The organism is Longispora fulva, from assembly GCF_015751905.1.
In the GTDB taxonomy this organism is placed as follows: Bacteria; Actinomycetota; Actinomycetes; order Mycobacteriales; family Micromonosporaceae; genus Longispora; species Longispora fulva.
On sequence record NZ_JADOUF010000001.1, the window covers coordinates 3,460,861 to 3,474,776 of the forward strand.

Annotated in this window: 11 protein-coding genes; 6 read left to right on the forward strand and 5 right to left on the reverse strand. The window is 73.1% G+C overall.

Translation table 11 applies throughout. The features are described from left to right. The first annotated feature begins 84 nt into the window (after positions 1 to 84). A complete protein-coding gene (locus IW245_RS15235) occupies positions 85 to 3,333 on the forward strand; it encodes a PQQ-dependent sugar dehydrogenase (RefSeq protein ID WP_197003832.1) in 3,249 nt (1,082 codons plus the stop codon). A 131-nt stretch (positions 3,334 to 3,464) separates the two neighbouring features. On the opposite strand, the gene IW245_RS15240 is transcribed toward IW245_RS15235, so the two are convergent. Then, positions 3,465 to 4,241, reverse strand: a complete 777-nt coding sequence (locus tag IW245_RS15240) for a phosphotransferase family protein (protein WP_197003833.1) — start codon at positions 4,239 to 4,241, stop codon at positions 3,465 to 3,467. A gap of 125 nt (positions 4,242 to 4,366) precedes the next feature. Here IW245_RS15240 and IW245_RS15245 point away from each other — a divergent pair, with 125 nt between their 5' ends. Next, positions 4,367 to 5,242 carry a sigma-70 family RNA polymerase sigma factor gene (locus IW245_RS15245; RefSeq protein WP_197003834.1) on the forward strand — a complete coding sequence of 292 codons (876 nt, stop codon included), beginning with the start codon at positions 4,367 to 4,369 and terminating at the stop codon, positions 5,240 to 5,242. 64 nt (positions 5,243 to 5,306) lie between these two features. Here IW245_RS15245 and IW245_RS15250 read toward each other — a convergent pair whose 3' ends face one another. Beyond that, positions 5,307 to 5,681, reverse strand: coding sequence for a hypothetical protein (locus tag IW245_RS15250; RefSeq protein ID WP_197003835.1), 375 nt, complete (start codon positions 5,679 to 5,681; stop codon positions 5,307 to 5,309). A 295-nt stretch (positions 5,682 to 5,976) separates the two neighbouring features. Between IW245_RS15250 and IW245_RS15255 the strand changes: the two genes are divergently transcribed. Continuing rightward, positions 5,977 to 8,817, forward strand: a complete 2,841-nt coding sequence (locus tag IW245_RS15255) for a M36 family metallopeptidase (RefSeq protein WP_233473113.1) — start codon at positions 5,977 to 5,979, stop codon at positions 8,815 to 8,817. Between the two features lie 117 nt (positions 8,818 to 8,934). Beyond that, entirely contained in the window at positions 8,935 to 10,416 is a 1,482-nt protein-coding gene (locus IW245_RS15260) for an amidase (RefSeq protein WP_197003836.1), read from the forward strand. 7 nt (positions 10,417 to 10,423) lie between these two features. On the opposite strand, the gene IW245_RS15265 is transcribed toward IW245_RS15260, so the two are convergent. After that, on the reverse strand, positions 10,424 to 11,068 hold the full coding sequence (locus IW245_RS15265; protein ID WP_197003837.1) for a hypothetical protein: 645 nt from the start codon (positions 11,066 to 11,068) through the stop codon (positions 10,424 to 10,426). 112 nt (positions 11,069 to 11,180) lie between these two features. Here IW245_RS15265 and IW245_RS15270 point away from each other — a divergent pair, with 112 nt between their 5' ends. Further along, positions 11,181 to 11,561 (forward strand): nuclear transport factor 2 family protein, encoded by a 381-nt coding sequence (locus IW245_RS15270; RefSeq protein WP_197003838.1) that lies wholly within the window; start codon positions 11,181 to 11,183, stop codon positions 11,559 to 11,561. A gap of 3 nt (positions 11,562 to 11,564) precedes the next feature. On the opposite strand, the gene IW245_RS15275 is transcribed toward IW245_RS15270, so the two are convergent. Beyond that, positions 11,565 to 11,879: a peptidoglycan-binding domain-containing protein gene (locus tag IW245_RS15275; protein WP_197003839.1), complete on the reverse strand. Its 315-nt coding sequence runs from the start codon at positions 11,877 to 11,879 to the stop codon at positions 11,565 to 11,567. A gap of 157 nt (positions 11,880 to 12,036) precedes the next feature. Beyond that, positions 12,037 to 12,912, reverse strand: coding sequence for an aldo/keto reductase (locus IW245_RS15280; protein WP_197003840.1), 876 nt, complete (start codon positions 12,910 to 12,912; stop codon positions 12,037 to 12,039). A gap of 192 nt (positions 12,913 to 13,104) precedes the next feature. Here IW245_RS15280 and IW245_RS40685 point away from each other — a divergent pair, with 192 nt between their 5' ends. Beyond that, positions 13,105 to 13,914 carry a M48 family metallopeptidase gene (locus IW245_RS40685; protein WP_197003841.1) on the forward strand — a complete coding sequence of 270 codons (810 nt, stop codon included), beginning with the start codon at positions 13,105 to 13,107 and terminating at the stop codon, positions 13,912 to 13,914. The last annotated feature ends 2 nt before the right edge of the window (positions 13,915 to 13,916 follow it).

The window sequence follows — 13,916 nt, forward strand, 5'->3', positions numbered from 1 at the left end:
GCGAATGGATCACCTGTACCACGCCCACATGCGACCATCTTCTCTGTTACGCACCGGTATGCACCGTAAAGGGGGCTCGACCCGATGGTGGTTCCGCCGAAGAGCGCGTTCCTGGCCAGTACCCGTCGGGGCGTTGTCGCTCTGGTTCTGGGGGTTGTGCTGGTCCTGGCCTGGTTGCCCCGGCCGGCGTCGGCTGCCGTGCCCGCCGGCTTCTCCGAGGCCGTCATCGCCTCCCCCACCGCGCCGACGGCGATGGAGTTCGCCCCCGACGGCCGGCTGTTCGTGTCCGAGCAGGCCGGCACCCTCCGGGTGATCAAGAACGGCACGATGCTGCCGACGCCGTTCCTGACCGTGGACCCCGACGCGCGCAGCGAGCGTGGACTGCTGGGCATCGCCTTCGACCCGGCGTTCGCCACCAACCACTTCCTCTACGTGTACTACACATCCAAGGTGCCGGCCAGCCACAACCGGGTCAGCCGGTTCACGGCCGACGGCGACGTCGCGGTGCCCGGCAGCGAACAGGTCATCGTGGAGCTGCCGACCCTCGGCGCGGCCCTGGTGCACAACGGCGGCGACATCCACTTCGGCACAGACGGCAAGCTCTACGTCCCGACCGGCGACAACGCCTCGCCGCCCCTGGCGCAGCAGCTGACCAGCCCCCTCGGCAAGGTCCTGCGGTTCAATCCCGACGGCACCATCCCGGCGGACAACCCGTTCTACGCGCAGACCACGGGCATCAACAAGGCCATCTGGGCCCTCGGCTTCCGCAACCCGTTCACCTCCGCCGTGCAGCCCGGGACGGGCCGGTACTACGTCAACGACGTCGGCGAGCACACCTGGGAGGAGGTCAACGAGGTCACCGCCGGGGGCAACTACGGCTGGCCGACCGTCGAGGGTCCCGTCGTCGACGCCCGCTTCACCCCGCCGGTGTTCGCCTACGGGCACGGCACCACCGCCACCACCGGCTGCGCCATCACCGCCGGCGTGTTCTACGACCCGCACACCGCCCGGTTCCCGGCGCAGTACGTGGGCCAGTACTTCTTCGGGGACTACTGCGGCTCCTGGGTCCACCAGCTCAGCCCCGCCTCGCACGCCATGACGCCGTTCGGGACCGGGTTCCGGTTCGTGGTCGACCTCGCGGTGTCCGACGACGGCCACCTGTGGGTCCTCACCCGCGCCGACCGCGAGCCCGCCCAGGTCCGGCGGGTCGCGTACGAGGCGGCCGTCGCGCCGACCGTGACCACCGACCCGGCGCCGCAGACCGTGTCGGTCGGCGATCCGGTGTCCTTCAGCGTGTCGGCCGACGGGACCCCGCCCCTGGCGTACCAGTGGCAGCGCGACGGGGTGGACATCGCCGGGGCGACGGCGGCGACGTACTCGAAGGCCTCCACCACGCTCGCCGACGACCACGCGGTGTTCCGGGCCAGGGTGACCAACCCGTACGGCAGCGACGTGAGCGCCGGGGCCGAGCTGCGGGTACTCGCCAACGACCGGCCGGTGGCCAGCATCGACCAGCCGCCGTCGGGCGCGCACTACAACGCCGGGGACACCATCACCTACTCGGGGAGCGCGACGGACACCGAGGACGGCGCGCTGCCGCCGTCGGCGTTCACCTGGGAGGTGGTCTTCCACCACGCCGACCACGTGCACCCGTTCCTCGGGCCGGTGACCGGCCAGTCGTCCGGGTCCTTCGTGGTCCCGACGTCCGGCGAGGTGTCCGCCGACGTGTTCTTCCGGATCCACCTGACAGTCACCGACTCCACGCACCTCACCCACCACGTCGTGCGGGACGTGCTGCCGAACACCACGCAGGTCCACCTGGCGTCGGATCCGGGCGGCCTGCGGGTCACGCTCGACGGGCAGCCGGTCACCACCCCGGCCACCGTGACCGGGGTGGTGGGCATGACCAGGGAACTGGGCGTGGTCTCCCCGCAGGACGCCGCCGGCCACAGCTGGGAGTTCTCCACCTGGTCGGACGGCGGGGCCGCCACCCACACCGTGACGCTGCCGGCGACGGAGGTCACCTACACCGCGGCGTTCGTCGAGTCCGCCGGGATCAGGTTCCGGTCCTCGGCCGCCAACGCCGACCCGACCGGACGGACCAGCATCACCATCGCCCGGCCGACGGGTACCGCGGCCGGTGACGTGCTGGTCGCCTCGATCGCCGTCAACGACACCGCACCGGCACTCGGCACCCCGGCGGGCTGGACACTGGTCCGCGACGACGTGATCGCCTCGACCCTGCGCCAGTCCGTCTTCACCCGGGTGGCGGGAACCGCGGAGCCCGCCACCTACACCTGGGCGCTGGCGTCGGACTACCGCCGACTCGCCGGGGGCGTCTCCGCCTACCAGGGGGTCGACGTCACCCAACCGGTGGACGTGTCCGGGGCGCTGGTCGACACCACACCCGACACGGCCGTCGAGGCGCCCTCGGTGACCACGACCGTGCCCGGCACCCGGCTGGTCGCACTCGCCGCCGTGAACGCCGAGGGCGTGGTCACCCCGGCGGCGGTGATGGCCGAACGGTACGAGGCGTCCTCGCCCAACCCGGACAACGCCCGCGACGTGCTCGTCGAGGCCTCCGACGCCGCCCAGCCAGCCGCCGGGGCCACCGGGGTGCGCACCGCGACGGCCAGTGTCGCCGGCGCGCACATCGGGGCGGTGCTGGCGCTGCGCCCGGCCGGGTCGGCACCGCCGTCCGGGACGATCAGCTTCGTCGGCTCGGCCTCGTCGGGCTCGAACGTCGGACGGTCCTCGGTCACCGTCGCCCGGCCGGCCGGCACCGCCAGCGGGGACGTCCTGGTGGCGTCCGTCGTGGTGAACAGCGACGACGCGCCCCTCACCGTGCCGTCGGGCTGGACGGAGGTCCGGCAGGGCACCGTCGCGGGGGCGCTGCGGCACGCGGTGTACGTGCACACCGCCGGGGCCGCCGAGCCGACCGGGTACACGTGGACGACGACGCAGTTCCGGCGGCTGGCCGCTGGGGTGTCCGCGTACCGGGGGGTCTCGGCCGCCAACCCGGTCGACGTCTCCGGGATGACCGTGGACTCCACGGCCGACACCGCCGTCGAGGGGCCCTCGGTGACGACCACGGTGGCCGGTACCCGGCTGATCCTGCTCGTCGGGGTCAACGCCGAGGGTGCGGTCACCCCGCCGGCCGGCGGCACCGAGCGGTACGACGTGTCCTCGCCCAACGTGGACCTGCCGCGCGACGCACTGGCCGAGGCGTCCGATGTCGGCCTGGGCGCGCCCGGGCCGAGCGGGATGCGGACCGCGACGGCCGCGTCCGGGGTGCACATCGGGATCCAGGTGGCGCTGCGGCCCGCGCCCTGAGGTATCCGCCCGGGTCGGCGCGGCCGGCCCGGGCGCTGAGGGCCTCCGGTCCGGAAGCCGGGACTTCCGCACGCGCAGGCCCGGAGGCTGCCAGATCCCGCCGCGCCGCGCCGGCCGGGAGCCGGGTCGGGTCAGCCGAGCAGGTCCAGGACCCGGCCCGCCTGGGCCTCGAGCACCTCCGGCGGATTACGCTCCGCCGACCGTCCGCCCGGAACCAGCATGTGCAGCCAGAACGTCGTCCAGATCCGCCGCGCCGCCAGCAGCCGCCCGGCGTCCACGTCGAACCGGGCGCTGAACCCGTCCCAGTCGGTGTCCCGCGCGGACAGGTGCTCGACCAGAGCCGCCAGCTCCAGGGCGACGTCGCTGCGGGTGGCGTCCTCGAAGTCGACGATCCGGATCCGGGTGCCGTCCCACAGGTAGTTGGGCAGGTTCGGGTCGCCGTGGCCGATCACGGGCTCCGGGTGCGGGGTGCGGAACTGGTCGAGATCCGGGCCGTCCCACCAGGCCAGCGCCGCGTCGTAGGCGAGCGCCGGGGTGCCGCCGGGTGGGCGGGGCACCGACGTCAGCAGCTCCCGGCAGTACGCGACGTCGGCGTCGGAGGCCGGTCGTCGGGGCGGCAGGTCCGCCGCCGGTAGGGACCACAGCTCGCGCAGGGCCGTCTCCAGCGCGTCGAGCTGCCGGCCGGTCAGCGGGCCCGCGCCCAGGGGTTCGCCGGGCAGCAGGCTCATCGTGATCAACGGCGGGTCGGCGTCGAGGTCGGCCGACAGCGGGCGCGGCACCAGGTCGGGGGCGTGCGCGTGCACCCGGGTCAGGATCGTCCACTCCCTGCGGTGCTCGCCCCGCCGCCAGGAGGTGTAGCTCTTCGTCAGGACGCCGTCGCGCACGCTCAGGTCGTGGGTCTGGGACACCGGGACAGGGTCGCACGGGCCACCGGTACCCCGCAGCCCCCGATATGATCTTGAACTGTCACACCGGTCGGGTTCCGTTCGTCATAGGGGTGACCGGACGCGACGAGAAGACGGAGAACCATCCGATGGACGAACACGACGTGCTGGCGGAACGCTTCGAGGCCAACCGGACCCACCTGCGGGCGGTGGCGTACAGGATGCTCGGTTCGCAGGCCGAGGCCGACGACGCCGTGCAGGAGGCCTGGATCCGGCTCAGCAGGACCGACGCCGCCGAGGTGGACAACCTGGGCGGCTGGCTGACCACCGTCGTCGGCCGGGTGTGCCTGGACATGCTGCGGTCGCGCCGCACCCGCCGGGAGGAGTCCCTGGAGACGCACGTCGTCGAGCCGGTCGTCGCCGCGGCGGACACTGTGGACCCGGAACACGAGGCGGTGCAGGCTGACTCGGTCGGGCTCGCGCTGCTCGTGGTGCTCGACGCCCTCGCGCCGGCCGAACGGCTCGCGTTCGTGCTGCACGACCTGTTCGCCGTCCCGTTCGAGGAGATCGCGCCCATCGTGGGCCGCACGCCGGCCGCCGCGCGCCAGCTCGCCAGCCGGGCCCGCCGCCGGGTGCAGGGCGCCGGCCCGAACCCGGAGGCCGACGTCAGCCGGCAGCGCGAGGTCGTCGAGGCGTTCCTGGCCGCCTCGCGCGGCGGCGACTTCGAGGCGCTGCTGGCGGTGCTCGACCCGGACGTCGTGGTGCGCGCGGACGCCGCGGCGGTGCGGATGGGCGGCAACGCCGTGGTCCGCGGGGCGCACGAGGTGGCCGGCTCGTTCCTGGGCCGGGCCCAGGCGGTCCGGCCGGCACTGGTCGACGGGTCGGTCGGCGGTCTGGCGATCGTGGACGGCACGCCGCGGATCGTGCTGCGGTTCACGATCGTCGACGGCAGGATCCTCGCCATCGACGTGGTGGCCGACCCCGACGGCATGGCCGAGCTGGACCTCGTCGCCCTGGAGGACTGACCGGGGCCGGCGGACGCCACAGGGCCGCACCGGCTGGCCGGCCCTGGGCGGTGGCCAGCCGGGTTCAGAGGGGCAACGGGCCGTGGTCGGCCGGGTCGATCCGGCGGATCTGGGTGTTGTGCCAGGTCACGGCCCGCTCGATCTGTTCGTGGCTGAGCGATGTCGCCCGGGCCAGCTCGGCCCGGCCGACCTGGTCCGGGGCCGCGTCGGCCAGCGCCCGGACGATCTGGCCGGCCCACAGCTCCTCGTCGGCCCAGTCCCGGGTCCGCAGTTCGACGGTGACGGCGGCGAGGTGGTCCGGGCCGCACGCCGTGACCGGGCGCAGGCCGTCGAGGTCGCGCCGGGTCGGGTGCACGGCGGAGGAGTCCGGCAGCAGCACGGCCCGAACCTCCTCGGCGGCGAGGACCCGGCCACACACGTCACACAGGGTCGCTTCCACGCCTGGATCATGGGGTCACGCTGGGCTTTCTTCAACCCGAAACCACGATCCAAGGGGGTACGCGAGGGGCCGGCCGCTTCCCACCCCACGCCGGCCACCCGTTCCCGGTCCTGCTGGTGACCCGGAATGGACTGGCGTGGGTCGATACCCGTGTTCGGGTTCAGTCAACATGACGACTGTGACGAATGGATCGGCCGGCCACGCGAATCACTGAAACGCCTATTTAGCGGACAAATAGTGAATAGAGTCCCCGCTGGTGCGGTAGCACTCCGCCACCGCCAGACGAGGAGGCTCTGTGCGTACACCTATCGCGTTGTTCTCGCGGCGACAAGCCGCGACCGGCGTCGCCGTGCTGGCGGTGCTGGGCGCCTGGCTGCAGCCCACGGCCGCCCAGGCCGACCCGCCCACACCACCGGGCGCAGCCAGCCGGGGCGAACGCCCGCCGGACTACGACGCCCGAACCGGTGCCGGCCCGGCCAACCTGGCCCGCGCCGCGGGGAACACACAGGTCCGGGCCCTGCGCGACGCCCTCGGCACCCAGGGCATCGTGGACATCGACCCGCTGACCGGCACCCCGAGGCTCGTCGCCAAGCTGGACGGCTTCCTCACCGGCCCGGTGCGCGCCGACGCCGGGACGGTCGCGCTGGGCTATCTCCGCGCGCACCCGGACGTGTTCGGACTGGGCCCGGCCGCTGTCGCCGGGCTCACGCTCCGCAAGGACTACGTGGACGTCGCCGGCACCCACCACCTGCACTACGTCCAGCGGGTCGGCGGGGTGCCGGTCTACGGCAACGGCGTCAAGGCGCACGTCACGAAGGCCGGCGAGCTGATCCAGGTCGACGGCTCCCCGGTGGCGAACCTGCCGGCCACGCTCGCGGCGGCCACCATGTCGGCCGCCGACGCCCGGGCCGCCGCGTCCCGGGACGTGCACGGCACGACGGTCGCCGGCAACGCCGACGAGTCGGCCGGCCCCGAGCGGTCCACCCGGTTCGGCAACGGCGACCGGGCCCAGCTCGTGGTGTTCCAGTCCGCCGCCGGTCCCCGGCTCGGCTGGCAGACGACGCTGCGCGACGCGGCGTACCTGCACGTGATCGACGCGCGGACCGGGTGGGTGCTGCTGCGCCGCAACCTTGCCCAGCGCGACACCGGCACCACCTGGGAGAACTACCCGGGCGCGGCCAAGGGCGGCAAGCAGCAGTCCCGGGACCTGACCGGGCCGGGCTGGTTGCCGGCCGGGGCGCAGACCCTCGACGGCAACGTCGCGCACGTCTACCTCGACGTCAACGACAACGCCAAGCCGGATGACGGCGAGGAGGTCGGGCCGAGCGCGCCCGGCAAGTGGAACTACCCGTTCACGAACTTCAACGCGGCGGTCGGGCCGCCGTGCGCGGCGCAGTACCCGTGTTCGTGGAATCCGGCCGTGGCCAACTCGTGGAAGACGAACGCGAAGCAGAACGCCGTGCAGCTGCTGCACTTCGCCGGCGCGTTCCACGACCACCTGGCCGGCGCGCCGATCGGGTTCACCTCCAACGCCGGCAACTTCGAGAAGAAGGACGGCGACGCCGTGCAGGTCCGGGGCCTCGACGGCGCGGACACCGCCGCCGGCCTGCCCGACGGGGACCACATCGACAACGCGAACATGGCCACCTTCCCCGACGGCACGCCGCCGCAGATGCGGATGTACCTGTTCCACAGCCCCACCGACCCGGCCGACCCGTTCATCGCCGGCAACTCCGGGGACGTGGCCGACGTGGTCTACCACGAATACACCCACGGGTTGTCCAACCGGCTCGTCGTGGACGCCAACGGGGTCTCCACCCTCGCCGGGATCCAGTCCGGGTCGATGGGCGAGGCGTGGAGCGACTGGTACGCGATGGACTTCCTGGTCGGCAAGGGGCTGTTCGCCGACACGTCGGCCGACGGGGAGATCCAGCTGGGCAGGTACCTGGGCGCGGGGGCGAACCTGCTGCGCACCCAGCCGATGGACTGCCCCGTGGGCACCACCTCCCCGAAGTGCCCGGCCGGCGGGTACACCTACGGGGCGTTCGGGAAGATCGCCGGCGGACCCGAGGTGCACGCCGACGGCGAGATCTGGGGCGAGACCCTGTGGGACCTGCGCACGGTACTCGGCAGCCAGCTGACCGAGAACCTGCTCACCCGCGCGATGGAGCTGTCCCCGGCCAACCCGTCCTTCCTCGACCAGCGCAACGCGATCCTGCGCGCCGACAACATCGTGGGCGGCGGCAAGCACCAGGCCGCGATCTGGAAGGTGTTCGCGACCCGGGGCATGGGCTGGTTCGCCGGCACCCTCGACGGTGACGACACCGTCCCGGCCGAGGACTTCAGCCTGCCGCCGACCGCGAGCACGCCGCGCGGCTCCCTCACCGGCACCGTCACCGACATCGTGACGGGCAAGCCGATCGGCGGGGCGGTCGTCGTGTTCGGCGGGCACAAGTCGAGCTTCGCCGGCAGCTACACCGCCGTCACCGACAACACCGGCGCGTACACGATCAACAACATCACGGCGGGTACCTACCCGAAGGTGTCGGCCACCGCGGCCGGCTACGACCAGAAGAGTTCCGCGGTGTCGGTCAACTCCGGCGGCAACGCCCTGGACTGGTCGTTGAGCCGGAACTGGGCGTCGCGTTCCGGCGGCGGCGCGGTGTTCGCGTCCACCGGGCACGACTTCACCTCCGACGGCTGCGGTCCGGGCAACCTGATCGACCAGTCCCCCGGCAACGCCTGGGTGAGCGACGTCGAGGCCCAGGGCGGCGGCATGGCCCCGCGCAGCGTCACGGTGAAGCTGCCCGACACGGTGGACGTCGAGGAGTTCTCCGTGGACCCGGCCTCCGGGTGCGGGCTCGGCGGCAGCGCCTCGGTCGGCGACTACACGGTGGAGACCTCCGCCGACGGGGTCGCGTGGCAGACCGCAGCCACCGGCCACTTCGCGCCGGCCGACCGGCACCGGATGAACCCGGTGACCCCGTCGGCCGGCACCGGCACCGGCGTGCGCTACATCCGGTTCACCGCCGTCGGCACCCAGGTCGGCGACATCGGCGGCACGTGCCCGGGCAACTTCGCCGCCTGCACGTACGTCTCCGCGAGCGAGTTCGCCGTGCACGGGGCGCTCGGGTAGCCCCGGCCCCGCCGGGCTCAGTGGTCCTCCTGAGCCCGGCGGGACGCCCCACATGCTTCCACGGCGGGTTACCGGGCGGTAGGGTGCTGACACCATACTTTCAGGTGGGGGTTGCAGGTGGAGTACACGGAATACCGCGCCCACGACGCGGTCGGCCTCGCCGAACTGGTCTCCAGTGGACAAGTGTCCGCCGCCGAGCTGCTCGACACCGCGATCGCCCGCGCCGAGGCCGTCAACGGCGCGGTGAACGCCATCGTCCGCCCGATGCACGGGCTGGCCCGCGAGCGCGCCGCCGGCACCCTGTCCGGCCCGTTCGCCGGCGTGCCGTTCCTGATCAAGGACCTGTTGCAGGACTACGCCGGCCAGCCCACCGCCAGCGGCAGCCGCGCACTGACCACCCTCTCCGCCGCCGAGCACAGCGCCGTCGTGCACCGCTGGCTCGACGCGGGCCTCGTGGTGTTCGGCAAGACCGGCACCCCGGAGTTCGGCACGAAGAGCATCACCGAGGCCGAGGTGTACGGCCCCACCCGCAACCCGTGGAACCTCGGCCACACCCCCGGCGGCTCCTCCGGCGGCTCCGCCGCGGCCGTGGCTGCCGGCATCGTGCCCATGGCCGGCGCGAGCGACGGGGGCGGCTCGATCCGGATCCCGGCGGCCTGCTGCGGACTGTTCGGGCTCAAGGCAGGGCGGGGCCTGGTCCCGACGGGACCGCACTTCGCCGAGTACCTGCACGGGGCGGCCACCGACGGCGTCGTCTCCCGCAGCGTGCGCGACTCGGCGGCGATGCTCGACGTGCTCACGGCCGGGCACGACCCGGGCGGCCCGTACCTGCACGCGCGGACCGAGGTGCGCTACGCCGACCTCGCCCGGCGCGACCCCGGCACCCTGCGGATCGGGTTCGCCACCCGCTCCCCGATCGACACCGAGGTGCACCCCGACGCCGTCGCCGCCGTGGAGGACGCCGCGGCGCTGCTCACGAAGCTCGGGCACGACGTGGGGCCCGCCGAGACCGGCGTCGACGAGCGCCAGCTCGCCCTCGACTTCCTCACCATGTGGTGCGGGCAGGTCGCGCACACCGTCGACTACGCCCGCCAGGCCACCGGCGCGCCCGCCAGCGACTTCGAGCTCGACACCCGGCTGCTCGCCGCCGTCGGCCGGTCGACCCGCGCGCACGAGTACGTCGCCGCCCACCACCGGTGGAACGCGTACAGCAGGGCGCTCGCGGTGTTCCACAGCCGCTACGACCTGCTGCTCACCCCGACGCTGGCCCGGCCGCCGGTCCGGATCGGGGAGCTGGACACGCCCCGGGCGGTCCGCGCGGCCGGCCACGTCCTGCTGAGACTGGGGCTCGCCGGGAAACTCGCGTCGACGCCCATGTGGGACACCGTGATGCGGACCAATCTCGCGCCGAACCCGTACACCCAGCTGGCGAACATCACCGGGCGGCCGGCGATGAGCGTGCCGACGTACCGCACCGCCGACGGGTTGCCGCTCGGAGTGCAGTTCGTCGGCGGGCTCGGGAGCGAGGGGACGCTGCTGGCGCTGGCCGCCCAGCTGGAGGCGGCCCGGCCGTGGGCGCACCTGGAGCCGGCACTCTAGCCGGCGGTCACGCCGCGGCCGGGCGGGTCCGCCACAGCGACAGCGCCAACCAGACCGAGCCCACGGCCACCAGCACGCCGTGCGCGATCCGGCCGGCCGGCGGCGCGTAGAACTGCGGGATGAACAGGGCGAAGCCGACCGCGAACACGACGGCCGCCGTCCGCGACAGCGTGCCGGCCCGCGAGACCGCCACGGCGACGAGCACCGCGCCCACGCCGAGGAGCAGCAGGCCAACCAGGAAGATCGTGATCGCGACCGGCTGGAACCGGACGGCCTTGACCAGTTCGAGCACGTCGAGTCCCCCGGTCGCGTTGCCGGCGACCGCGTGCAGGCCGAAGTCCTCGGCGCCGTAGTACGGCAGGGTCAGACCGGCGCCGATCCAGTACGTGACCGCTCCCGCGAGGGCCGGTCCGGCGCCCCGGGTGGCCCGGAGCGCGTCGCGGACGGCGAGCAGGCCGAGGGGTACCAGAATGAAGCCGAGCATCGCGAACAGGTGCGCGGCGACCCAGTTGCCCGAGGACATGGCCGCGGTCGCGCCCTCCGCCGTGGTCTCGTCCTCCCAGGGCCGGACCGCCGGGTAGAGGATGAAGAGCACACCGGCGAGGGCCAGTGCGACGGATCCGAGCCGGATCCTGAGGTTGGACGAAGGCATCGCGGAACTCCTCTGTGCTGGGGGCTACAGGGTGCGCGCCCCCGCTGGCAGTCCGCTGTACGTCCGCTGTCGCCGGGTAGTGTTCGACTCCGCCGACCACGCAGGAGTGACCATGAGTGACCCCACCGCCGAGCTGCGCGCCGCCGAGCGCCGGCTCCAGGCCGCCCAGCTCGCCGGGGACGCCGACGCCCTCGACCAGCTCCTCGACGACCGGCTGATCTTCACCCTCGGGGTCCACGGGCGGACGTACACCAAGCGGGACGACCTGGAGCTGCAGCGTTCCGGCGCCCAGTCGCTCACCCGGGTCGACGAGGAGGAGCTGCGGGTCCTCGTGGAGGGCGCCACCGGCGTGACCTGGTTCCTCGGCACCCTCGCCGGCACCTTCGGCGACGACTCCTTCCACGCCCGGATGCGCTACACCCGCACCTGGATCAGGGACGACGCGCGGGGCTGGCGGGTCGTGGCCGCCCACGCCAGCACGGTGCCCGAGTAGCCCCTACACGCAGGCCCGGTCGAGGAGACCGGCCCAGGTCCTGGGACCGACGAGGCCGTCGACCTCGCGGCCCCGGTACCCGCACAGGTACTGGAAGTCCCTCACCGCCCTCGTGGTCCTGGGTCCGAAGACCCCGTCGGCGGTGACGCCCAGCTTCGCCTGCAGGAACGGCACGCAGCCGCCCCGGTCCCCTTCGGACAGGAACGGCCGGGTCTGCGCGCAGGAGGCCGCCGCCCAGGCCGGGGCCGTCACGAACACCGTGCCGACGACCACCGCCCCGACGGTGAGCATCGTCGTCATCATCCGCAGTCTGGTCATCGTCGGTCCTCGATTCTCGCAGCGACTGGTACGCCAGCAATCTACGGTCGTCGGACCCGCCGGGCATCCGACGACCGATGTAGATCGGCCGCAACCCTGGCGGTAGCCGGCGGCGGCCGTCCACCCGGGGCGGTAGCCACGCGTCGGAGGTCCGGGGCTATTCGAGGAAGGCGAGTTCCTCGTCGGTGAGGCGGAGCGCCGCGGCGGCCACGTTCTCGGCGAGGTGGTCGGGGTCGCCGGTGCCGGGGATGGCCAGGACGTGCGGCCCGCGGCTGAGCGTCCAGGCCGTCCTGACCTGCGCCGCGGAGACGCCCCGGTCCCGGGCCACGGTGGCGATCCGGTCGTCGGCCAGCACCCCGCCCTCCTCGCGCCCGTTGCCGGTGATCGCGAAGAACGGCACGAACGCCACGCCCTGTTCCCCGCAGGCGCGCAGGACGACGTCGCCGTTGCGGGTGTCGTGGCCGTACCTGTTCTGCACGCACACCACCGGCGCGATCGCCCGGGCCTGCGCGAGGTGCTCCACCCGGACGTTGGACAGGCCCAGGTGCCGGATCAGGCCGGCGTCGCGGAGTTCGGCCAGCGCGCCGAAGTGCTCGCTGACGGAGTCGAGGCCGTGGGTGCGCAGGTTCACCACGTCCAGGTGGTCGCGGCCGAGCTGGCGCAGGTTCTCCTCGACCTGGCCGCGCAGCTGGTCGGGGCGGGCCAGCCCGAGCCACTCACCGGCGGCGTCGCGGATCGGCCCGACCTTGGTGGTGATGACCAGGTCGTCGGCGTAGGGGGCCAGTGCCCGGTTGATGAGCTCGTTGGCCGACCGCAGCGGGGAGAAGTAGAAGCCGGCGGTGTCGATGTGGTTCACGCCGAGTTCGACGGCGCGGCGCAGTACGCCGATCGACCGGTCGCGGTCGCTCGGGACGCCCAGGTCGAACGCCGCGCTGCCGGTCAGGCGCATCGCGCCGAAACCGAGCCGGTTGACGGTGAGGTCGCCGAGGGTCCAGGTGCCCGCGGCGGCCGCGGTGATCTCGTGTGTGGGCATCGGCAGAATCTAACCAACCGTCCCTATCGGGCGCAGTCGGACACCTGGCCGATAGTGCTCCGTCAAGATCCCTGTTACGTTGTTACCGTCGGAGGAGCCGCCCGCCCCGACTCCCCCCGGATCGCCCACTTCGGGCAGGTCGCTGCGCTAGTCTCTCGATCAAACCATCACATTTCTGTACAGAGGTGGCGCGTGTCCGAGGCGAGCGTGGTGAGCGGACCCATCCCCCGGCCCCGGCGGCACCCGTGGGAGATCCCCATGGTGGTGCTCGGGGTGCTGTTCTCCGTCGGCGCCGTGGTCACGGTGTTCGTGCTCCTCGTCAGCGGGGCCTCCGTGGACGAGGAACTGGCGGCCACGGTGTTCGCCCTGCCCATCCTGATCTACCTCGCGCGTGGTCGGCTGTTCGCGACCCAGCGGGTCAACGGGGTGCGGATCACCCCGACCCAGTTCCCCCAGGCGCACGCCATCATCGTCGACGCCGCCCGCGCGATGGGACTGGCCACGACCCCGGACGCGTACGTGGTCCTCGGCAACGGCGTGATCAACGCGTTCGCCTCCGGGCACGGCTTCCGCCGGTACCTGGCGTTCCACAGTGACCTGTTCGAGGTCGGCGGACGCCTCGGCGACCCGGACACGTTCGCGTTCGTCGCCGGCCACGAACTCGGACACATCCGCGCCGGCCACGCCTCGTACTGGCGGCAGATCGGCACCGCCGTGATGAACACCGTCCCGGCGATCGGCGCGACGCTGTCGCGGGCGCAGGAGTACACGGCCGACAACCACGGCTACGCGGTCTGCCCGCAGGGGCACCGGGGCATGACAGTGCTGGCCGCGGGAAAGTACCTGTACCCGCAGGTCGACTTCGACGCCATGGCCGACCGGGGCGCCACCGACCGGGGCTTCTTCGTGTTCCTCGTCAACCTGCTGTCCAGCCACCCGGTCAACATCAAGCGGTTCGCGGCGCTGCGCGACCGTACCCGTCCGGGCCGGATGTTCTTCTGACG

Excerpts from the sequence above, each read along its gene's own strand:
- IW245_RS15235 (WP_197003832.1), top strand. The coding sequence starts at position 85 with ATGGTGGTTCCGCCGAAGAGCGCGTTCCTGGCCAGTACCCGTCGGGGC.
- IW245_RS15280 (WP_197003840.1), bottom strand. The coding sequence starts at position 12,912 with ATGCCCACACACGAGATCACCGCGGCCGCCGCGGGCACCTGGACCCTC.
- IW245_RS15265 (WP_197003837.1), bottom strand. The coding sequence starts at position 11,068 with ATGCCTTCGTCCAACCTCAGGATCCGGCTCGGATCCGTCGCACTGGCC.
- IW245_RS15245 (WP_197003834.1), top strand. The coding sequence starts at position 4,367 with ATGGACGAACACGACGTGCTGGCGGAACGCTTCGAGGCCAACCGGACC.
- IW245_RS15270 (WP_197003838.1), top strand. The coding sequence starts at position 11,181 with ATGAGTGACCCCACCGCCGAGCTGCGCGCCGCCGAGCGCCGGCTCCAG.
- IW245_RS15275 (WP_197003839.1), bottom strand. The coding sequence starts at position 11,879 with ATGACCAGACTGCGGATGATGACGACGATGCTCACCGTCGGGGCGGTG.